This is a genomic window from Sideroxydans sp. (assembly GCF_054604835.1).
The window spans coordinates 212,404-231,249 of sequence record NZ_JBTSFG010000002.1; the positions used below are offsets into that span (position 1 = coordinate 212,404).

The 18,846-nt window shown below is 60.9% G+C and carries 21 protein-coding genes; 10 read left to right on the forward strand and 11 right to left on the reverse strand.

All coding sequences use genetic code 11. From position 1 onward, the window contains the following. Window positions 1–273, forward strand: a complete 273-nt coding sequence (locus ACYCZ5_RS04340) for an oxidative damage protection protein (RefSeq protein WP_461543551.1) — start codon at window positions 1–3, stop codon at window positions 271–273. A 2-nt stretch (window positions 274–275) separates the two neighbouring features. Further along, window positions 276–2,369 (forward strand): polyphosphate kinase 1, encoded by a 2,094-nt coding sequence (gene ppk1, locus ACYCZ5_RS04345; RefSeq protein ID WP_461543552.1) that lies wholly within the window; start codon window positions 276–278, stop codon window positions 2,367–2,369. On the opposite strand, the gene ACYCZ5_RS04350 is transcribed toward ppk1, so the two are convergent. Continuing rightward, a complete protein-coding gene (locus ACYCZ5_RS04350) occupies window positions 2,366–2,737 on the reverse strand; it encodes a hypothetical protein (RefSeq protein ID WP_461543553.1) in 372 nt (123 codons plus the stop codon). The two genes, ppk1 and ACYCZ5_RS04350, sit on opposite strands and share 4 nt — an antisense overlap. 85 nt (window positions 2,738–2,822) lie before the next feature. On the opposite strand from ACYCZ5_RS04350, the gene ACYCZ5_RS04355 reads away from it, so the two are divergent. Next, the gene (locus ACYCZ5_RS04355) at window positions 2,823–3,275 is read left to right on the forward strand and encodes a SixA phosphatase family protein (RefSeq protein WP_461543554.1); all 453 of its coding nucleotides are present in this window, start codon (window positions 2,823–2,825) and stop codon (window positions 3,273–3,275) included. 16 nt (window positions 3,276–3,291) lie between these two features. Beyond that, window positions 3,292–4,782 (forward strand): polyphosphate:AMP phosphotransferase, encoded by a 1,491-nt coding sequence (gene pap / locus ACYCZ5_RS04360; RefSeq protein ID WP_461543555.1) that lies wholly within the window; start codon window positions 3,292–3,294, stop codon window positions 4,780–4,782. Between the two features lie 6 nt (window positions 4,783–4,788). Here pap and ACYCZ5_RS04365 read toward each other — a convergent pair whose 3' ends face one another. The 10 genes from ACYCZ5_RS04365 to rsmI form a co-directional block, all read right to left on the reverse strand. Continuing rightward, complete coding sequence (locus ACYCZ5_RS04365; protein WP_461543556.1) at window positions 4,789–5,172, reverse strand: DUF302 domain-containing protein; 384 nt, start codon at window positions 5,170–5,172, stop codon at window positions 4,789–4,791. Then, complete coding sequence (locus ACYCZ5_RS04370) at window positions 5,156–5,476, reverse strand: DUF2288 domain-containing protein (RefSeq protein WP_461543557.1); 321 nt, start codon at window positions 5,474–5,476, stop codon at window positions 5,156–5,158. Before ACYCZ5_RS04370 ends, ACYCZ5_RS04365 begins: the two co-directional genes overlap by 17 nt. Beyond that, window positions 5,473–5,847: a hypothetical protein gene (locus ACYCZ5_RS04375; RefSeq protein WP_461543558.1), complete on the reverse strand. Its 375-nt coding sequence runs from the start codon at window positions 5,845–5,847 to the stop codon at window positions 5,473–5,475. Before ACYCZ5_RS04375 ends, ACYCZ5_RS04370 begins: the two co-directional genes overlap by 4 nt. A 1-nt stretch (window position 5,848) precedes the next feature. Further along, entirely contained in the window at window positions 5,849–6,388 is a 540-nt protein-coding gene (locus ACYCZ5_RS04380) for a gamma carbonic anhydrase family protein (RefSeq protein ID WP_461543559.1), read from the reverse strand. Window positions 6,389–6,398: 10 nt separating this feature from the next. Further along, window positions 6,399–6,926: a chemotaxis protein CheX gene (locus ACYCZ5_RS04385; RefSeq protein WP_461543560.1), complete on the reverse strand. Its 528-nt coding sequence runs from the start codon at window positions 6,924–6,926 to the stop codon at window positions 6,399–6,401. 124 nt (window positions 6,927–7,050) lie between these two features. Next, complete coding sequence (gene pyrC / locus ACYCZ5_RS04390) at window positions 7,051–8,082, reverse strand: dihydroorotase (RefSeq protein ID WP_461543561.1); 1,032 nt, start codon at window positions 8,080–8,082, stop codon at window positions 7,051–7,053. A 127-nt stretch (window positions 8,083–8,209) separates the two neighbouring features. Beyond that, window positions 8,210–9,844: a methyl-accepting chemotaxis protein gene (locus ACYCZ5_RS04395; RefSeq protein WP_461543562.1), complete on the reverse strand. Its 1,635-nt coding sequence runs from the start codon at window positions 9,842–9,844 to the stop codon at window positions 8,210–8,212. Window positions 9,845–10,055: 211 nt separating this feature from the next. Next, window positions 10,056–13,172 carry an efflux RND transporter permease subunit gene (locus ACYCZ5_RS04400; RefSeq protein ID WP_461543563.1) on the reverse strand — a complete coding sequence of 1,039 codons (3,117 nt, stop codon included), beginning with the start codon at window positions 13,170–13,172 and terminating at the stop codon, window positions 10,056–10,058. Window positions 13,173–13,178: 6 nt separating this feature from the next. After that, window positions 13,179–14,309: an efflux RND transporter periplasmic adaptor subunit gene (locus ACYCZ5_RS04405; RefSeq protein WP_461543564.1), complete on the reverse strand. Its 1,131-nt coding sequence runs from the start codon at window positions 14,307–14,309 to the stop codon at window positions 13,179–13,181. A 74-nt stretch (window positions 14,310–14,383) separates the two neighbouring features. After that, a complete protein-coding gene (gene rsmI, locus ACYCZ5_RS04410; RefSeq protein WP_461543565.1) occupies window positions 14,384–15,247 on the reverse strand; it encodes a 16S rRNA (cytidine(1402)-2'-O)-methyltransferase in 864 nt (287 codons plus the stop codon). On the opposite strand from rsmI, the gene ACYCZ5_RS04415 reads away from it, so the two are divergent. From ACYCZ5_RS04415 to ACYCZ5_RS04440, 6 genes are read left to right on the forward strand one after another with little or no spacing between them, the layout of a single operon-like run. Next, window positions 15,242–16,465 carry a penicillin-binding protein activator gene (locus ACYCZ5_RS04415; protein ID WP_461543566.1) on the forward strand — a complete coding sequence of 408 codons (1,224 nt, stop codon included), beginning with the start codon at window positions 15,242–15,244 and terminating at the stop codon, window positions 16,463–16,465. The genes rsmI and ACYCZ5_RS04415 overlap by 6 nt on opposite strands. Window positions 16,466–16,469: 4 nt before the next feature. Continuing rightward, window positions 16,470–16,814, forward strand: coding sequence for a YraN family protein (locus ACYCZ5_RS04420; RefSeq protein ID WP_461543567.1), 345 nt, complete (start codon window positions 16,470–16,472; stop codon window positions 16,812–16,814). Between the two features lie 39 nt (window positions 16,815–16,853). After that, on the forward strand, window positions 16,854–17,444 hold the full coding sequence (locus ACYCZ5_RS04425) for a phosphoheptose isomerase (RefSeq protein ID WP_461543568.1): 591 nt from the start codon (window positions 16,854–16,856) through the stop codon (window positions 17,442–17,444). Continuing rightward, window positions 17,444–17,995, forward strand: coding sequence for a BON domain-containing protein (locus tag ACYCZ5_RS04430; RefSeq protein ID WP_461543569.1), 552 nt, complete (start codon window positions 17,444–17,446; stop codon window positions 17,993–17,995). Before ACYCZ5_RS04425 ends, ACYCZ5_RS04430 begins: the two co-directional genes overlap by 1 nt. Further along, window positions 17,995–18,480 carry a D-glycero-beta-D-manno-heptose 1-phosphate adenylyltransferase gene (gene rfaE2 / locus ACYCZ5_RS04435; protein WP_461543814.1) on the forward strand — a complete coding sequence of 162 codons (486 nt, stop codon included), beginning with the start codon at window positions 17,995–17,997 and terminating at the stop codon, window positions 18,478–18,480. Before ACYCZ5_RS04430 ends, rfaE2 begins: the two co-directional genes overlap by 1 nt. Further along, window positions 18,477–18,836: a gamma-butyrobetaine hydroxylase family protein gene (locus ACYCZ5_RS04440; protein WP_461543570.1), complete on the forward strand. Its 360-nt coding sequence runs from the start codon at window positions 18,477–18,479 to the stop codon at window positions 18,834–18,836. The genes rfaE2 and ACYCZ5_RS04440 overlap by 4 nt, the downstream gene beginning before the upstream one ends. Window positions 18,837–18,846: the final 10 nt, after the last annotated feature.

The window sequence follows — 18,846 nt, forward strand, 5'->3', positions numbered from 1 at the left end:
ATGACAAGAATGGTGCAATGCGTGAAACTGGGCCGCGAAGCGGAAGGGCTGGAGCGCCCGACCTATCCGGGCCCGCTGGGACAGCGCATATTCGACAACGTGTCGAAGGAAGCCTGGCAGGGATGGATCAAGTTCCAGACCATGCTGGTGAACGAGAACCGTCTCAATCTGGCGGACATCAAGGCACGCCAATATCTGGCCCAACAGATGGAGAACTACTTCTTCGGCGGGGAGGCGCAGATGCCGCAGGGCTTCGTGCCGCCAAAAAACTGAGATTGGCCAAAACCTATACAGCGCAGAACTTCCTCAACCGGGAACTCGGTTTGCTCGAGTTCAACCGGCGTGTATTGGCACAGGCGGAAGACCCCGCAGTGCAACTGCTGGAACGCCTCAAGTACCTGTGCATCGTCAGCAGCAATCTGGACGAGTTCTTCGAGATACGCGTCGCCGGCCTGAAAGAACAGGTCAAGCTGGGTGGTATCGCCGCGGGTGCCGACGGACTGGAAGCCACGCAGATCCTCAAGCGCCTGTTCGATCCCACGCACCAGTTGATCGCGCGCCAGTACCAGTTGTTCAACGAAGAACTGGTGCCCGCGCTGGCCGCGCAGGGCATCAAGTTCCTGCGTCGTACGCACTGGAATCCCACCCAGCAGGCGTGGGTGAAGGATTTCTTCCTGCGCGAAGTGATGCCGGTGCTCACTCCGATCGGACTCGACCCGGCGCATCCCTTCCCGCGCGTGCTCAACAAGAGTTTGAACTTCGCCGTCGAGCTGCAGGGCAAGGATGCCTTTGGCCGCAATTCCGCCAAGGCCATCGTGCAGGCGCCGCGCGTGCTGCCGCGCGCCATCCTCATGCCGCCCGAGATTGCCGGTTGCCCGCACGGTTTCGTGTTCCTGTCGTCCATCCTGCATGCGCACGTGGGCGAGCTGTTCTCCGGCATGGAAGTGAAGGGCTGCTACCAGTTCCGCGTCACGCGCAACAGCGACCTGTTCGTGGACGAGGAAGAAGTGAAGAACCTGCGCATCAGTTTGCAGGGTGAATTGCCCCAGCGCCATTTCGGCGATGCGGTGCGGCTGGAAGTGGCCGACAACTGTCCGCCCGAACTGGCGGACTTTCTGCTGCAGCAGTTTGAATTGAACAGCGACGACCTGTATCGCGTGCACGGTCCGGTGAATCTGGTGCGTCTGATGGGCATCCCCGACAAGGTGGAGCGGCCCGATCTCAAATTCCCGCCGTTCGTGCCCGGCATGCCGCCCCTGCTGAAAAAGAAGGGTGCGGACATGTTCAAGGTGATCCGCAAGGGTGACGTATTGCTGCACCATCCCTACCAATCGTTCCGCCCGGTGATCGACTTCATCCAGCAGGCCGCCGCCGATCCCGATGTGGTGGCGATCAAACAGACGGTGTACCGCACCGGTACCGATTCCGAGCTGATGGAAGCCTTGATCGCCGCGGCCAAACGCGGCAAGGAAGTGACCGTCGTGGTGGAATTGTTGGCCCGCTTCGACGAAGAGGCAAACATCACTTGGGCATCGCGGCTGGAACTGGTCGGCGCGCACGTCGTGTACGGCGTGGTCGGTCACAAGACGCATGCCAAGATGCTGATGGTGGTGCGCCGCGAAGAAGGCGGCCTGCGTCGCTACGTGCATCTGGGCACCGGCAACTATCATCCGCGCACGGCACGTCTGTATACCGATTTCGGACTGTTCACTTGCGACGAGGACATGTGCAGTGATGTGAACGAGATATTCGTTCAGCTCACCGGCCTGGGCAAGGCGAGCAAGCTCAAACATCTGTGGCAATCACCGTTCACTTTGCACAGCAAGGTGCTGGAATCTATCCGCAACGAGATCGCGCTGGCCAAGGAGGGCAAACCGGCGCACGTCATTGCCAAGATGAATGCCCTGCTGGAACCGGAGACCATCAACACCTTGTACGAGGCTTCGCAAGCGGGCGTGAAAGTCGACCTGATCGTGCGCGGCGTATGTGCGTTGCGGCCCGGCGTGAAAGGACTGTCGGAGAACATCCAGGTACGCTCCATCATCGGACGCTTCCTGGAACACACCCGCATCTTCTACTTCCGCAACGGCGGCAAGGAAGACATCTATCTCGCCAGCGCCGACTGGATGGACCGCAACTTCTTCCGTCGTATCGAGGCTTGTTTCCCCATCCTCGACAAGAAGCTGAAGAAGCGTGTGCTGGATGAAGGACTGAACATCTACCTGAAGGACAACCATCAGGCATGGGAGATGGACTGCAACGGTTTCTGGCATCGCAAGAAACCGAATCGCAGCAAATCGGTCAACGCCCAAGTCGAGTTGGCTGCCCTGTTGGGGCAGACGCCAACTCCGAGCGACGAAGCCGCCTAGTGTTTCTTCGGCCGGCCGGTCTTGATCGGCGTCAGGCCGGAGATCACGCGCTTCAATTGCAGCGCACTGCTCTTATCCAGCAACTGCAGGCCGGCACGCAACAGCGCGCTCTTCTTCACCTGCATGCCCGCTGCCTGCGCCTTCTCTTTCAACTTCGCGATCAAAGCGTAATCATCCTGCGGCATGCTGAAGCTGTCGCGCACTACTTTCACCTTCTTGGGCGCGGCGACTTTCTTCATCGGTTTGGCTGCGGGCTTGGCAGCCGGTTTTGCAGCAGTGGCTTTGCGTGTCGTGCTTGGTGTTCTGCGCGCAGCAGCGGCAGGCTTGCGTGCGGCCGGTGTAGCTTTCTTTGTAGCGGATGTGACCATGTTGAAGCCTCCAGTTGTGTGATGGCAAAAACAGTATAGACGGTATATCCTGCTGACACGATTGTAATATTTCGGGAGAGGCAGCATGGAACTGATACTTTGGCGGCATGCCGAGGCAGAAGATGGAACGCCCGATCTCGAACGCGAATTGACCGGCAAAGGGCGCAAGCAAGCCGACAAGATGGCCGCCTTCCTACGCGAACGATTGCCCGAGCACACCCGCATCCTGGTCAGCCCGGCCAAGCGCACACAACAGACCGCACTTGCCCTCACCAAACACTTCATCACCGATGCCGCACTGGGCACATCCGCCACGCCGCAGAATGTGCTGGACGCTGTTGGTTGGCCGGATGCCGAAGGGACGGTGCTGGTGGTCGGCCACCAGCCCACACTGGGACAGATCGCCGCCCGATTGCTGGCGGATTCAAACGCCGGTTTCAGCGTCAAGAAAGGTGCGGTGTGGTGGCTGGTGCGCAAAACGAACGAAGGCGATTATCAGACCAGCCTCAAACTGGTGATCGCACCGGAAAGCCTGTGAATCAAAGGAGACGATCATGTTTGAATCCGCCGAGCTCGGACACAAGATAGACAAAGCCACCTATGACGCCGAAGTACCCAAGCTGCGCGAAGCGCTGCTGGAAGCGCAGATGGAACTGGCGAAGCAATCCAAATTCCCGGTGGTCATACTGATCGGCGGGGTGGACGGTGCGGGACGCGGCGAGACCGTGAACCTGCTCAATGAATGGATGGACCCGCGTTTCCTGCAGACGCACGGCATGGGCGAACCCTCCGACGAAGAGCTCGACCGCCCGATGATGTGGCGCTTCTGGCGTGAGCTGCCGCCGAAAGGGCGTATCGGCATCTTCCTCGGTTCCTGGTACACCTGGCCCATCCTCAACCGTGTGCGCGGTGTGACCAAGAACGCCGAGCTGGACCAAAGTCTGGAGCGTGCCAAACGTCTGGAAAAGATGCTGGTGGACGAGGGCGCGGTGGTACTCAAATTCTGGATGCACCTGTCCAAGGAGAAACAGCAGAAGCGACTCAAGTCGCTGGAGAAGGCTCCCAAAACGCGCTGGCGTGTGACCAAGCGGGATTGGGAGCACTACAATTTGTACGACAAGTTCAACGCGGTGAATGAACGCGTCATCCGCCATACCAGTACCGCCGACGCGCCATGGACCATCGTTGAGGGTTACGACCCGCGCTATCGCAGCCTCACCGTGGGCAAGATCATTCTCGACGTGATCACCAAACGTCTGAAGCATGTCGCAAAAAAGGCGACGGACGTCACCGCGCCGCTGCCCATGTCGTCCCTCGACAAGCTGAACGTGCTGAAGACGCTGGATATGAAGCAGAAGCTGGACAAGAAGAAATACGAGGCCGAACTGGAAAAGCATCAGGGCAGGCTCGCCATCCTGACCCGCTCGCCAAAATTCAGCAAGATCACGGTCGTCGCCATGTTCGAGGGCAACGATGCGGCAGGCAAAGGCGGTGCAGTGCGCCGTATCACCAGCGCGCTGGACGCGCGTCAATACAACATCATCCCCATCGCCGCACCGACCGAGGAAGAGCGCGCTCAACCCTATCTGTGGCGCTTCTGGCGGCATGTGCCACGACGCGGCCGTCTCACCATCTTCGACCGTTCCTGGTATGGTCGCGTGCTGGTCGAGCGGGTTGAGAAGTTCTGTTCCGAATCAGACTGGATGCGCGCTTACAGCGAGATCAACGATTTCGAATCGCAACTCGCGCGCCACAACATCGTGGTGGTCAAATTCTGGCTGGCGATCACCAAAGATGAGCAGTTGAGACGTTTCAAGGAACGCGAAAAGATCGGTTTCAAGCGCTTCAAGATCACCGAGGAAGACTGGCGCAATCGCGAGAAATGGGACGCCTACGAGCACGCGGTGTGCGACATGGTGGACAGAACCAGCACCGAGATCGCCCCCTGGACGCTGGTCGAAGCGAACGACAAATACTTCGCGCGCATCAAGGTGCTGAAGACCCTCGCCGACCGTATTGAGGCGGCACTGAAGAAAGCGAAGTAAGTTCGGCTACTTCGATTCGTTGATCATTTGTATCGTTTGCTGTTCCACTTCCTGTGCAACCACGGCGAGCGCCGGGTCCTGCGAAAGCGAAGCGAGGATGGCGGCGGGTTTGATCATGCCGATGTGCGTCTTGCCGCCTTCGGTATAGACCGAGATGCGGCAGGGTAGCGCCATGTTCAGGCGCATGTCAGCCGCCATCACCTTCGAAGCCTGCACAGGATTGCACACTTCGAACACGCGGCACTGCGGCTCGAACGCCACGCCTTTGCCGCGCAGCGTGTTGCCGATGTCGTGCACATGCAGCACGCCGAAGCCGTGCTTCTTCACCGCTGCTTCAAGATCGGCAGCTGCTTGTTCGAAACTCTTCTCGCTCTCAACTATGTGATACATAGCGGTTCTCCTGGATCAAAACATATGGTCTTGCGACGACGGCCCACACTATGGTGTCGGCCTCATGCCAGGCCAAAGCCTGCGCATCGGTGACTCGGGCGATCTGGCCGTGCTCCATCCACTCCGCGACTTGCGCCGCATTGTCCTTTGCGATTTGGTAGGCCACTTCTACCAGATCAAGCTCAGGCCCGACGAACACTGTCGCACCGCTGGCAAAGAAGCGTTGCAGCTCCCGCCAGGCGATCTGCGCCGTTTCTAGATTGATCTGGCCGCGTAGCAGCTTTTCGTCGTTATCCATCTTCATTGCGTTACTTTCCTTGCTTCATCCATGGAATTGCGTCTTTCCAATTCGCTCCAGATCGCCCGCGCGATCCTCACCCATGCCGATTCGCGTTCCGACAGCGCATCCAGTTGTGTCATGTAACCGGCACCGAAATTAGCCGCGTTGCTCTTGTGCATCAACACCGCCATGCCATACAGCTCGATCTTGATGCGGGCCTGCATGTCGCCGTCGGCGGCGGCTTTGCCATAGCGATCAAGATGGCTCAGGACATCGTGTGCGAAGCCATGCACCGCCACATCATCGTTGAAGTCCAGATTCAGGATGAGGCATTTGCGCTCGATCTCAAGCTCGAGTTCGCGCTCTATCCTGAATGAGATGTCGTCGCCGAACATCTCAGGAAACCTCGCTCTTCAAATAATTGTCCTTCACACGCATGTAATGTTCGGCGGAATAGCGCAGATATTCGATCTCTTCATCGGTCAGTGCGCGTACCGCCTTGGCCGGCCGGCCCATGTACAACATGCCGCCTTGCAGCGTCTTGCCAGGCGAGATCAGGCTGCCCGCGCCCACCATCACATGATCGGGGATCACCACATCGTCCATGATGATGGAGCCCATGCCGATCAGGCACTCGTTACCGATGCGGCAGCCGTGGAGGATCACCGAGTGGCCCACCGTCACGTAGTCGCCGATGATGAGCGGCGAGCCATCCGGTTTCTCGGCGGTCTTGTGCGACACATGGCCCATGGTCAGGTCCTGCACGTTCGAGCCGCGCCCGATCACGATGCGGTTCACATCGCCGCGCAACACCGTGTTGCACCAGACGGAACTGTCCTCGCCGATCTTCACATCGCCGATGACCTGGCAGGAAGGATGCAGGAAGACCTTGTCTCCTATGACAGGGGAGGTATCGAGGTAGTTGGAAAGCGGCATAGCCAGGTTCTCACACAAAATTCAGTTCGATGAAGAATTCGTGACCGTTCATGTTCACCGGTAACAGCATGGTCTGTCCGTCATGATGATGTTCGATCTCGTGACCGTCGCCGTGCATCATCTGCGGAGTCTGCATATCGAACTCCATGCCCTGTTCGGACAGGATGCGCTTCGCCACACCCGCCAGCATGTTGGAAAGCTCGCCTGCCAGACCCGCCGCATCCATATCTATAGCCGTGACTTCCTCGCCGAGCAGCTTGCGCGAGATCTCGTTCAGCGCAGGCATCGGCAAGGTGATTGCCACACTGCCGCGCGCTTGATGAGCATTCATGCCGATCAAGGCGGATACACCGCTCTGCACAGTGTTTGCAGGTTTGGGGATAGGCGCGCCCATCTCCACCTTGGTATTCATCATCGTCTCGAAGATCGTGTGCAAGGAATCGACCAGCGCATTGAGGATGATTGCATCCCTTTGGCTGCCGTCACTGGGCGATGCGACTTTCTTCGCGGATCTTTTGGCGCCTACCTTGCGTTCCATCTCATTCTCCCGAAACTGAGCAGACATTGTAAAGCGGGCGCAATAGCCAACGGGCATTGCACCGGAGGTTTATAAATTGCTGCAAAGCGCTTCAATTATAGCGCTCCACGTGAAGCTGGCTTTTTCAAAGCAACTTCCACTTCATCTGCTCCCCCGCCCTCAACGGCACCAGCTGATGCTCCCCAAATCCTACCGACGCAGGCACTAGCCACTCTTCCTTGCATAGCGTGACCTTCTCTGTATTGCGAGGCAGATCGTAGAAATCCGCCCCATAGAAACTCGCAAAACCTTCCAGCTTGTCCAGCGCGCCCGCGTTCTCGAACGCTTCGGCATACAGTTCGATGGCGCTGTGTGCGCTGTAGCAACCGGCGCAGCCGCAGGCGTTCTCTTTGGTGTGCTGCGCGTGCGGGGCGCTGTCGGTGCCGAGGAAGAACTTCTTGCTGCCGCTGGTGGCGGCTTTGAGCAGTGCCTCGCGGTGCGTTTCGCGTTTCAAGATTGGCAGGCAGTAGTAGTGCGGGCGGATGCCGCCGACCAGCATGGCGTTGCGGTTGTAGAGCAGGTGTTGAGGGGTGAGGGTGGCGGCGATGTTGTCCGGCGCGCTCATCACGAACTCGGCGGCATCTTTGGTGGTGATGTGTTCGAACACCACGCGCAGCTCGGGCAGGTCTTTCAGCAGCGGTTGCATCACGCGTTCGATGAACACGGATTCGCGGTCAAAGATGTCGATGTCGGGGCTGGTGACTTCGCCGTGCACCAGCAACGGAATGCCGCAACGCTGCATTTCTTCCAGTGCGGCATAGGTCTTGCGCAGGTCGGTCACGCCCGCATCGGAGTTGGTGGTGGCGCCGGCTGGGTACAGCTTCACCGCATGCACCACACCGCTGGCCTTGGCTTTTTTGATCTCGTCGGCAGAGGTGATGTCCGTCAGGTACAGCGTCATCAGCGGCTCGAACTTCATGCCTGTTGGTAGCGCTTTCAGGATGCGCTCGCGGTAGGCCACGGCCTGTTCGGTGGTGGTGACCGGCGGGCGCAGGTTGGGCATGACGATGGCGCGAGCGAACTGGCGCGCGGTGTCGGGCAGGACGGAGGCCATCAGCGCGTCGTCGCGCAGGTGCAGGTGCCAGTCGTCGGGGCGGGTGATCGTGAGTTGTTGCATGGGGGTTCCCGGCTCAGTGGAGTGATGGCGGGATTGTAGCAAAGGCCGACTGACTGTCGGCCTTTGTACACTGTGACCGGAAAGCCGGAGGCGACCGTTCTGGATCAGCCGGCTGCCCGCGCGGGGGTCACACCTTGAAGCGGCCAATGGCGGCTTCAAGGTCATCCGCCAGCGAGCCCAGATGGCGTATGTCGGCCGCGGTCTGTTCGATGCCACTGTGGTTCGCCTCGGCCATCTGTGCGATGCGTTCCACATGTTGCGCGACCTGGCCGCTGACCTGGCTCTGTTCGCGTACGACGGTAGCAATATCGTTCACGCCGCTGCTGGCCTCGTTGACCGACTGGCCGGCTTGCTCAAGCATGATGGTGACACGATCGATATGTTCCAGCGTCGCATGCAGCGAAGCCAGACCACGTTCGATGGATTCTTCAGCGCTTTCGGCCTTGCTGCTCAAACCGGAGGTCACGCCGTCGATCTCTCCGGCAGAACTGGAGGATTTCTCGGCCAGCTTGCGCACTTCGTCGGCGACCACCGCGAAGCCGCGTCCCTGTTCGCCGGCGCGCGCAGCCTCGATGGCGGCATTCAGCGCCAGCAGGTTGGTCTGGTCGGCGATGTCCCTGACCTGCTGGGTCATGCCCGCGATGTCATGGGTGCTTTGCACGAAGTCTTTGACCGAGGCAGCGACCTGTCGCACCGTCTCTTCGATCTGGCGGACCTCCCGTATCATCTCGGCCGCACTGTCGTTGCCTTCGCGGGTGCGCGCCAGGCTCTCACCCGACAACCTGCGTACTTCCTCGGTGCTGTCGGCGACCGATGTGATGCTGACAGTCATCTGCTCGACAGCTGCGGCAGTCGAGGACGCCGCTTCGCTCTGTGCCATTGAACCTTCGGTTATCTTCCCAGATATCACCGCCAGTTTCGTTGATGTGCGCATCACATCCTGAGCGCCTGCGTGCACCCGGCGCAATGCTTCGGCCATGCTGTCCATCAGCGCATCGAATGCACGCGAGATCTGCCCAATCTCGTCGTTGCCGGTCACTGGCGCGCGTTGTGTCAGGTCGCCAGTGGACTGGATCTTCAGCATGACCTGCTGCAGATCCCTGACCGGGCGGGTCACACGATTGATAACCGCGCCGACGACGAAGAACAGTACGACCTGGATGAACGCCTGCGCGATCCACAGCACGATGTTGGCGCGCGAGATAAATTCATATTCATGGGACACATCGGCGACCAAGCTGATCGCACCGTTGATAGATCCTTCCGGCACCACGTGGCACTGCAAGCAGTTCACGCCACCGTGATCCTTGCTGGCTGCGAATGGTACGACCATGCGTAGCGTCGATTGATTCCCCTCACGCTTGAGCGCTCCAACCTGCATCCCGGCGCCAGACAGCGCGGCCTTGTCCATGTCGTCCTTTGGTTGCTCGCTTGCAGCACCTTGGCCGAACTGGTCTTGCACCGGCTTGCCGCGGATCATGCGCAGTTCGGACAGATTCAGTTGCTTGTCGCGCAGCACTCCTTCGAGCACCTGCTTGCGTCGCGCGGGATCGACGATCTCGCCGTTGAGCATCAGCGCATTCATGCCGCGGAACGCAACCTCGGCAGTCAAAGCAGTCTTTTGTTTCACTTCGTCAAGCATGCGTTCCTCGAACCAGACGAACGCGAAGTGCTGGCCGGTCAGCAGGATCAGCATCAGGATCAGCTGCACCGGAATCTGCAGCTTGTTTTTCAGCGATAAATCATCCCACCACTTGTTCATGTTTCTTCTCCCCCGTTTACATTTATATCTATTTAGCTTGGCCCTTGTATTCGGACCATTTGTCTTGCGCTTTAGGTCTGACCCCTGCATCGGGGTCAGATTCATGATTGCAAAAGTGTGCGAGTAAAGCGCAGCGGAGGACAGTCAGTCAAGTCACGAAGCGGATGACGCAGCGCTCCCAGCCGTGCGGGGTGCACGCATGAGGTGATACCTAATCGAGGTGTTTGCGCGAATGGCCCGGGAAGAAGTGGCGCACGATAACGAAGAACACCGGCACCAGGAACACGGCGAACAGCGTGGCAGTGAACATGCCGCCGATCACGCCGGTGCCGATGGCATGGCGGCTCTGCGCGCCCGCACCGGTGGAAAGGGCGAGCGGCAACACACCGGCCATGAAGGCGAACGAGGTCATCAGGATGGGTCGGAAGCGCAGACGGCAAGCTTCCAGCGTGGCGTCGATCAGGTTCATACCGTCGTCCTGCAACCTGCGTGCGAATTCGATGATCAGGATGGCGTTCTTGGCCGACAGGCCGATGATGGCGATCAGGCCGACTTTGAAATACACGTCGTTCGGCAGGTCACGCAGCGTCACCGCCAGCAGCGCACCGAATACACCCAGCGGCACGGCCAGCATCACCGCGAACGGGATGGACCAGCTCTCGTACAGCGCGGCCAGACACAGGAACACCACTACGATGGAGATTGCGAATAGCAGTGTGGATTGCGCGCCGGACTGCTCTTCCTCGCGTGCCGTACCCGACCATTCGAAGCCGAAGCCCGGCGGCAGTTTGGCGGCGATCTCCTGCATCGCCTGCATCGCTTCACCGGAACTGCGTCCCGGCGCGGGACCACCGGCGATCTTCATGGCGGGCAGGCCGTTGTAACGGTCCAGCTTGGGCGAACCGCTGATCCAGCTCGCTTTGGCGATAGCGGACAGCGGCACCATGCCACCCTGTTTGTTGCGGATGGAGATGTTGAGGATGTCGTCAGGCGTGCGGCGGGTGTCGGCCTCGGCCTGCATCTGCACGCGCAGCACGCGGCCCTGACGCACGAAGTCATTGATGTACACCGTGCCCAGCAGCGATTGCAGCGTCTCGTTCAGGTCGGTGATGGAAACGCCCAAGGCTTCGGCCTTGATGCGGTCCACATCGAGGAACAGTTGCGGACCGGCTTCCTGACCTTCGGGGCGCACACCGGCCAGTGCGGGGTTCTGCATCGCCATACCCAGTGCCATGTTGCGTGCCTCCAGCAACTTGTCGCGCCCCAATCCGCCACGGTCTTGCAGGCGGAAGTCGAAACCGCCCGCCGCTGCCAGCTCGGGGATGGGCGGCGGATTGATGGCGAAGATCATCGCCTGCTTGATGCGGAACAGCATCATATTGGCTTTCTGTGCCAGTGCCGATGCGCCGCTTTCCTTGGCCGGGCGCTCGCTCCAGTCCTTCAGGCGCACGAAGGTGATGGCGGCGTTCTGACCGCGGCCGAAGAAGGAGAAACCGGCCACGCCGATGACGTGCTCCACTTCCGGCAGGCCGAGGTAATACTGCTCTACCTGTGTCAGCACGTCGAGTGTGCGTTCACGTGTGGCACCGGCCGGCAACTGGATCACGCTGACGAAATAGCCCTGATCCTCGGAAGGCAGGAAGCTGCCCGGCAGCTTGCTGAACATCCAGCCCACGGCGACGAGGATGGCGGCATACACCAGCAGATAACGCGCAGCTTTGCGCACGATCTTGCCGACCACGCCGACATAGCGATGGCTCAAGCGCTCGAATGCATCATGGAACCAGTGCAACGGACCGCTCTTCGGTACCAGGTCGTCCTTGCCTGGGGTGTGTTTGAGCAGCGAGGCGCACAACGCAGGCGTCAACGTCAGCGCCATCAGCGCGGAGAAGCCCATGGTCAGCACCAGCGTCACCGCGAACTGGCGATAGATCGCACCTGTCGATCCCGGAAACAGCGACATCGGGATGAACACCGCCGACAGCACCAGTGTGATGGCGATGATCGCGCCGATGATCTGATCCATCGCCTTGCGCGTCGCTTCACGCGGCGGTAAGTTCTCCTTGGTCATGATGCGTTCGACGTTCTCCACCACCACGATGGCATCGTCCACCACGATACCGATGGCGAGCACCATCGCGAACAGCGTCAGCACGTTGATGGAATAACCCAGCAGATACAGACCGACCAGCGCACCGACCAGCGCGATCGGGATGACGATGGTGGGGATCAGCGTGGCGCGCAGGTTGCCCAGGAACAGATACATCACCAGGAACACCAGTAGCAGCGCCTCGGCCAGGCTCTTTAGCACTTCCTGGATGGAGATCTCGATGAACTTGGAGGTGTCGTACGGCACCACCCAGTCGACACCCTGCGGGAAAAACTTCGCCAGTTCGGCCATGCGCGCCTTCACCGCTTTCACGGTATCCAGCGCGTTGGCGTCCGGTGTCAGGCGGATGGCGATGGCGGCGGTCGGCTGACCGTCGATGCGGGCGGCGGTGGAGTAATCCTGTGCGCCGAGTTCGACACGGGCGATGTCCTTCACGCGCAAAGCGGAACCATCGGCATTGGTGCGCACTAAGATGTTGCCGAACTCTTCCGGTGTGGAAAGGCGGCTGCGGGTGACGATCACCGCATTCATCTCCTGACCGGGGGCGGAGGGCAGTTGGCCCAGCTCGCCCACAGCCAGTTCCGAATTCTGCGCACGTACTGCTTTCGAGATATCCGATGGCGACACACCGTAGGCTTGCAGCTTCTCTGGCTTCAGCCACAAACGCATCGAATATTCGGTACCGAACAGCAGTGCCTCGCCCACGCCAGGTACGCGCTGCACACTGTCCAGCACGTTGGCACTGACATAGCTGCCGAGTGCCACGTTGTCCAAGCTCTTGTCGGGCGAGATGAGCGCAACGATCATCACGTAGTTGCGCGCCGATTTCGCCACGCGGATACCCATGCGGCGTACTTCTTCCGGCAGACGGATCTCGGCGCGTTTGACGCGGTTCTGTGTTTCAACGGAAGCAAGGTCGAGATCGGTGCCGGTCTGGAAGGTTAGGGTGATGCTGCCGCGTCCCAGTTCGGCGGCGGATTCCATGTACAGCAGATTGTCGATACCGTTCATCTCCTGCTCGAGCAGGGAGACCACGGTCTCTTCGATCACCTGCGCCGAGGCACCGGGATAGGTGACGGTGACGGCCAGCGCAGGCGGTGCGACCGACGGATATTGCGCGACGGGCAGGCCGCGCAAGGCCAGCACACCGGCCAGCAGGATGACCAGCGCGATGACCCAGGCGAAGATGGGGCGGTCGATGAAGAAGCGGGCGAGCATATCGGCTTACTTCGCAGCGGAAAGCTGGCTTTCCATCTTCATGCTGGTCGCCAGCGGCACCGGTTTCACCACCGTGCCGGGACGCGCCTTCTGCAGGCCGTTGACAATGACCTGATCGCCAGGTTTCAGACCTGACGCGATGACGAAATCCGCACCGGCCATGCCGCCGGTGGTGACCGGGCGCGGCGCGACCTTGCCGTCAGGGCCCACGGTCATCACGAATTGGCCCTGTGCACCGGACTGCACCGCGCGTTGCGGCACACGGATCACGTTCTCGGCCATGGCTTCGGGGAAGCGCAGGCGCACGAACATGCCGGGCAGCAGATCACGTTTTGGATTGGGGAACTGGGCGCGCAGGGAGACCGAGCCGGTGTTGGCATCGACCGCCAGGTCGGTGAAGAAGATACGGCCGGTCTTGGGATAGATGCTGCCGTCTTCCAGCATCAGCTCGACGTCGGTGGACTCGGCGCGCTTGAGCACGCCGGTCGCCACCGCCTGACGCAGACGCAGCAGGTCGGTCGCCGATTGCGAGAAGTTCACATACACCGGATCGAGCTGTTCGACGGTCGCCAGCAGGGTCGCGGCGCTCTTGCTGACCAGCGCGCCTTCGGTCACCTCGGTGCGGCCGATGTGGCCGGTGATGGGCGCGGGCACGCCGGCGTTGGTGACATCCTCGTTGGCGCGCACCAGCGCAGCGCGCGCCTGTGCCGCTCTGGCCAATGTCAGGTCGTATTCCTGCTGGCTGATGGCTTTGATCTCCAGCAGACGCTTGGCGCGATCCAGATTCTGATAGGCCAGCGCGGCATCGGCATTGGCTGCTTCGGCGGCGGCGCGATAACTGCGCGAATCGATGCGGAACAACTGCGTGCCTTCGGTCACGTCGCTGCCTTCCTTGAACAGACGCTGTTCGACCACGCCATCCACGCGGGCGCGCACTTGTGCGGTGCGGAAGGCTTGCACGCGGCCCGGCAGATCTCGCGTGTAAGTGGCATTGCCGGTCGCGATGGTGACGACCTCGACTTCGGGCGGCGGCGGCATGGCTCCGGCGGCGGGCGCGGCGGCTTTCTTGTCACCGCCGCCGCAGGCAGCCAGAGTCAGCGCCAGCAGAACAGGGAGGAATTTGGATGCGGGATTCATTACGTCCTCGAAAGATCGGATCGTGGTGCGGGGCAGCGAGTTTAGCAAACCGGACGCGAATAACAACCGCGTGCTTATGCGGACTTGATGGAAAGTGCCTTCTGGTAGAGCGCGTTCTTGTTCTGTCCGGTGATCTGCACGGCGAGTTGCACCGCCTGCTTGAGCGGCAGTTCTTCCAGCAGCAATGTGAGCACCCGCTCTGCCTCCGCATCAAGTTCCTCGGTGCGCTCTGCCGCGCCCGACACCAGCAGCACGAACTCGCCGCGCTGGTTGTTCGGGTCGCTGTTCAGCCAGTCCAGCGCGATCCCCAGCTTGCAGCGATGGATGCTCTCGAACAGCTTGGTGATCTCGCGCGCGAACACGATCTCGCGCTCGTCGCCGAACACGGCCTGCAGGTCGGCCGTGCATTCGAGGATGCGGTGCGGGGCTTCATAGAACGCCAGTGTGCAGGTCTGGTTCGCCAACGATTGCAGCGTGACGCGGCGCGCGGCGGATTTGTTGGGCAGGAAGCCGTAGAACATGAAATGTGGATTGACCAGACCCGAAGCGGACAAGGCGGTGACCACGGCAGATGCGCCGGGGATGGGGATCACGCGCAGACCGGCTGCGATGACCGCCTCCACCAGTAAGGCTCCGGGGTCGCTGACCGCAGGGGTGCCGGCGTCGGTCACCAGCGCAACGCTTTTCCCTTCCTGTAGCAGGGAGATGACCTTGTCGGCCGAACCACGCTCGTTGTGTTGATGGACGGCGAGCAGCTTGGCGTCGCTGATACCGTGGTGCTGCAATAGATGGCGCGTATTGCGTGTATCTTCGGCTGCGACGACGCTCACGCCGTTCAGGATGTCCAGCGCACGCAGGGAAATGTCACTCAGATTTCCAATCGGGGTGGCGACTACATATAATGCGCATTCGATTCTTTGATTGGTCTTGCTATGCAAACGAGTATCCCCGGGTTGAAATGGTTGCGCGGTCTGTTGATCGCCGCACTATACGTGAGCGTGTTTGGCTGCGCCACTCCACCCCGATCCGTAACGCCGGTCACTGCGCCGGCAGCATCGGCCGAGCAACCCGCCGTGGAAACGCCCGTTGTCGAGACCGGCACGGTCGACATGGAACAACCGGTCGTCGAACCTATCCTGCCCCGTCTGGCAGAAGGCGCGGAACACCATATCGCCTTGATCCTGCCGCTGCGCTCGCCCGTGTTCGGACGTGCCGCAGAGGCGTTGCAGCTGGGCTTCCTGTCTGCGGCGGAACAGCAACCGAACGAATTGCCGGTGCGGGTCTATTCTGCCAGCGACGAGAAGTTCGAAGTGGACGCGCTGTACCGCTTGGCGCTGGCGCAGGGCGCGCTCGCGGTAGCCGGGCCGCTCACCCGCAATGGCGTCGCGGCATTGGCTGCGAACCCGGCGCTGCCGGTGCCGACCCTTGCGCTCAACGTGCTGGAGATGGAGCGCACCGACCAGCTGTATTCCTTTGGCCTTCCCCCGGAACTCGAAGCACGCCAGGCCGCGCAGTGGGCTGCGAGCACCGGCCTGCTCACCGCCACCGTGGTGCGCACCGATAGCGCACTGTCCAAACGGCTGGCGCAGGCTTTCGAAGAAGAATGGCAGCGCACCGGCGGGGTGCTGTGGCCCGAGATCGTGTACGAAGGCGACCCGGAGGAGGTCCGCTTGCTGGGTGGAGAAGCGGGCAGCATGGTGTTCATGGCTGCAGAGCCGGATCAGGCTCGCCTCATCCGGCCCTACATCTTCGCCGATATCCCGGTCTACACCACGTCGCAGGTGTTCACCGGCAACGGCAACAATCTGGTCAATTACGATCTGGGCGAGGTGCGTTTCTATGACATGCCCTGGGTGATGCAGCCGGATCATCCGGCGGTGATGGTCTACCCGCGCGTGGAACCGCCCTACAGCATGGACATGGAACGCCTGTACGCGCTGGGCATCGACGCTTACCGTATGCTGCAGGTGTTGTACCACCACAATACGAGCAATGCGCTGCCGCTGGACGGCGTCACTGGCAAGCTGACGTTGGAAGGGCGCTACGTCAAGCGCGAGGGCGTGAAATCCACCATGCGCAACGGACAGGGCATGACGATGGACGCCGCGCTGAAAGGGCCGCAACCGCCCATGCCGACCACGGTGCCGGAAGAGTGATCGGATGAAGGCCGGCGCGCAGGCCGAACAGACAGCTGCGCAGTATCTGCAGCGTCAGGGCCTGCGACTGCTGCACAGTAACTACCGCTGCCGTTTCGGCGAGATCGACCTGATCCTGAAAGATCGCGACACACTGGTGTTCGCCGAAGTGCGCATGCGTAGCCGCTCCGATTTCGGCGGTGCGGCGGCCAGCATCGACGCGCGCAAGCAGAACAAGCTCATACTGGCCGCACAACATTATCTTTCTTCCGTCTCGCCGACACCGCCTTGCCGTTTCGATGCCGTGCTGCTCAGCTCGGCCGAAGGCGGCGAAGGAGTCGAGTGGCTGAAGAATGCGTTCCAGCTTTAGGGTAAAATCAAACCCGTTCACCAACGAGAAATCCAATACATGACACTCGCTAAACGCGTCAGCAAACATTTCGACGATAGCGCCGAGATCAAACTCCAGAGCAAGAAGGTGCTGGCCAAGCCGATCGCCGATGCGGCACAGGCCATGGTCAACTGCCTGATGCATGACGGCAAGATACTGGCCTGCGGCAACGGCGGGTCCGCCGCCGATGCGCAGCACTTCGCCGCCGAGCTGATCAACCGCTTCGAGGTCGAGCGTCCCGGTCTGCCGGCTATCGCGCTGACCACCGACAGCTCGGTGCTCACTTCCATCGCCAACGATTACGACTACAAGCAGATCTTCTCCAAGCAGGTGCGCGCGCTCGGTATGGAAGGCGATGTGCTGCTGGCCATCTCCACCAGCGGTAGTTCGCCCAACGTGGTGGAAGCGATCGAAGCGGCGCACGAGCGCGGCATGGTCGTCGTCGCATTCACCGGCCGCGACGGCGGGCAGATGGGTGCGATGCTGCAGGAAGGCGATTTCCACCTGTGTGTACCGACCGAGAGAACGGCGCGCATCCAGGAGGTGCACTTGCTCATGCTGCATTGTCTGTGCGATGTGATCGATCACGTGTTGCTGGGGGGCGAGTGATGCGCAGCCGCTGGTTGGTGGCCGTACTGTTCGCTCTTGCGCTGCTGCAAGGCTGTGCACAGACGCAGGGCATCACCGACCCGCAGATCGAGCGCCGTAGCGCCGCCGCCGTGCAGGATGACCGCAACATCGAATACACCTCACGCCAGCGTATCGCCGACAAGTACCGCAGCAACATCCAGGTGAACGTCACCTGTTTCAACCGTTTTGCGCTGATCACCGGCCAAGTGCCGGACGATGCGACCAAGCAGGGCATAGAACGCATCGTGGGCGGCATCGCGCCGATCAAGGGCATCGCCAACGAGCTGCATGTGGCGCGGGCAGCCGACACCGGCGTGCGCCGCAGTGATTCCGGCGTTTCCGGTGATGTGCGCACCCGCTTCCTGGCAAGCAAAGCCTTCAGCCCCGAACACATCAAGGTCTACACCGAGGCGGGCGTGGTCTATCTGCTGGGCATCGTCACTCGCTCCGAAGCCGATGCGGCCTCGGAGATCGCGGCCACCACGCGTGGCGTGAAAAAGGTAGTACGCGTGTTCGAGTACATGCAGTGATGTATCCCACTCCGGCATTCGAAACCAAGCTGTGCACGGTTGAAGAGCTGACCGCCAAGGTCGCCGCCTTGCCGCATCCGGTGGTGTTTACCAACGGCTGTTTCGACGTGCTGCATCGTGGCCATGTCACTTATCTCGCGCAGGCGCGCGCGCTGGGTGGTTCGCTCATCGTTGGCGTCAACAGCGACGCTTCGGTGAAGCGCCAGGGCAAGGGCGACGACCGCCCCATCAACAACGAAGCCGACCGCATGGCCGTGCTGGCCGCGCTTGAATCGGTGAGTCTGGTGGTGCAGTTCGACGAGGACACGCCGCTGAATCTGATACTCGCCTGCAAGCCCGACAAACTGGTCAAGGGCGGCGACTGGAAACCCGAGAACATCGTCGGCGCAACAGAAGTGCAGGGGTGGGGCGGCAGCGTGCACAGCATCCCCTTCCTGCATGAACGCTCCACCACCGCATTGCTCAAGAAGATACGCTCACTATGAACGCCACACCTACAGAGATCGTCCTGCACCAGAAATCCAACTCGCTGGAGATCGCCTTCGACGACGGCGCACGCTTCAACCTGCCAGCCGAGTTTCTGCGCGTGCAGTCACCTTCCGCCGAAGTGCGCGGACACGGCCCGGGCCAGGAGACTCTGCAGGTCGGCAAGCGCAATGTCGTGCTCAAGGGTCTGGAGCCGGCCGGCAGCTACGCGCTGAAACTGGAATTCGACGACGGCCACGATAGCGGCCTGTACGACTGGGACCTGCTCTATACGCTGGGGCAGAACCAGCAGACGCTGTGGCAGGAATATCTGGACAAGATGCAGGCAGCGGGCGCCTCGCGCGACCCGAAATAGGAGGCAGGAA

What these genes read in the sequence shown, in the direction of transcription:
- ACYCZ5_RS04355 (WP_461543554.1), top strand. Translation starts at nt 2,823, where the DNA reads ATGGAACTGATACTTTGGCGGCATGCCGAGGCAGAAGATGGAACGCCC.
- ACYCZ5_RS04415 (WP_461543566.1), top strand. Translation starts at nt 15,242, where the DNA reads ATGCAAACGAGTATCCCCGGGTTGAAATGGTTGCGCGGTCTGTTGATC.
- ACYCZ5_RS04405 (WP_461543564.1), bottom strand. Translation starts at nt 14,309, where the DNA reads ATGAATCCCGCATCCAAATTCCTCCCTGTTCTGCTGGCGCTGACTCTG.
- ACYCZ5_RS04425 (WP_461543568.1), top strand. Translation starts at nt 16,854, where the DNA reads ATGACACTCGCTAAACGCGTCAGCAAACATTTCGACGATAGCGCCGAG.
- ACYCZ5_RS04340 (WP_461543551.1), top strand. Translation starts at nt 1, where the DNA reads ATGACAAGAATGGTGCAATGCGTGAAACTGGGCCGCGAAGCGGAAGGG.
- pap (WP_461543555.1), top strand. Translation starts at nt 3,292, where the DNA reads ATGTTTGAATCCGCCGAGCTCGGACACAAGATAGACAAAGCCACCTAT.
- rfaE2 (WP_461543814.1), top strand. Translation starts at nt 17,995, where the DNA reads ATGTATCCCACTCCGGCATTCGAAACCAAGCTGTGCACGGTTGAAGAG.
- ACYCZ5_RS04395 (WP_461543562.1), bottom strand. Translation starts at nt 9,844, where the DNA reads ATGAACAAGTGGTGGGATGATTTATCGCTGAAAAACAAGCTGCAGATT.
- ACYCZ5_RS04440 (WP_461543570.1), top strand. Translation starts at nt 18,477, where the DNA reads ATGAACGCCACACCTACAGAGATCGTCCTGCACCAGAAATCCAACTCG.
- ACYCZ5_RS04400 (WP_461543563.1), bottom strand. Translation starts at nt 13,172, where the DNA reads ATGCTCGCCCGCTTCTTCATCGACCGCCCCATCTTCGCCTGGGTCATC.
- ACYCZ5_RS04380 (WP_461543559.1), bottom strand. Translation starts at nt 6,388, where the DNA reads ATGCCGCTTTCCAACTACCTCGATACCTCCCCTGTCATAGGAGACAAG.
- ACYCZ5_RS04385 (WP_461543560.1), bottom strand. Translation starts at nt 6,926, where the DNA reads ATGGAACGCAAGGTAGGCGCCAAAAGATCCGCGAAGAAAGTCGCATCG.
- ACYCZ5_RS04370 (WP_461543557.1), bottom strand. Translation starts at nt 5,476, where the DNA reads ATGAAGATGGATAACGACGAAAAGCTGCTACGCGGCCAGATCAATCTA.
- ACYCZ5_RS04365 (WP_461543556.1), bottom strand. Translation starts at nt 5,172, where the DNA reads ATGTATCACATAGTTGAGAGCGAGAAGAGTTTCGAACAAGCAGCTGCC.
- pyrC (WP_461543561.1), bottom strand. Translation starts at nt 8,082, where the DNA reads ATGCAACAACTCACGATCACCCGCCCCGACGACTGGCACCTGCACCTG.
- ACYCZ5_RS04430 (WP_461543569.1), top strand. Translation starts at nt 17,444, where the DNA reads ATGCGCAGCCGCTGGTTGGTGGCCGTACTGTTCGCTCTTGCGCTGCTG.
- ACYCZ5_RS04375 (WP_461543558.1), bottom strand. Translation starts at nt 5,847, where the DNA reads ATGTTCGGCGACGACATCTCATTCAGGATAGAGCGCGAACTCGAGCTT.
- ACYCZ5_RS04420 (WP_461543567.1), top strand. Translation starts at nt 16,470, where the DNA reads ATGAAGGCCGGCGCGCAGGCCGAACAGACAGCTGCGCAGTATCTGCAG.
- ACYCZ5_RS04350 (WP_461543553.1), bottom strand. Translation starts at nt 2,737, where the DNA reads ATGGTCACATCCGCTACAAAGAAAGCTACACCGGCCGCACGCAAGCCT.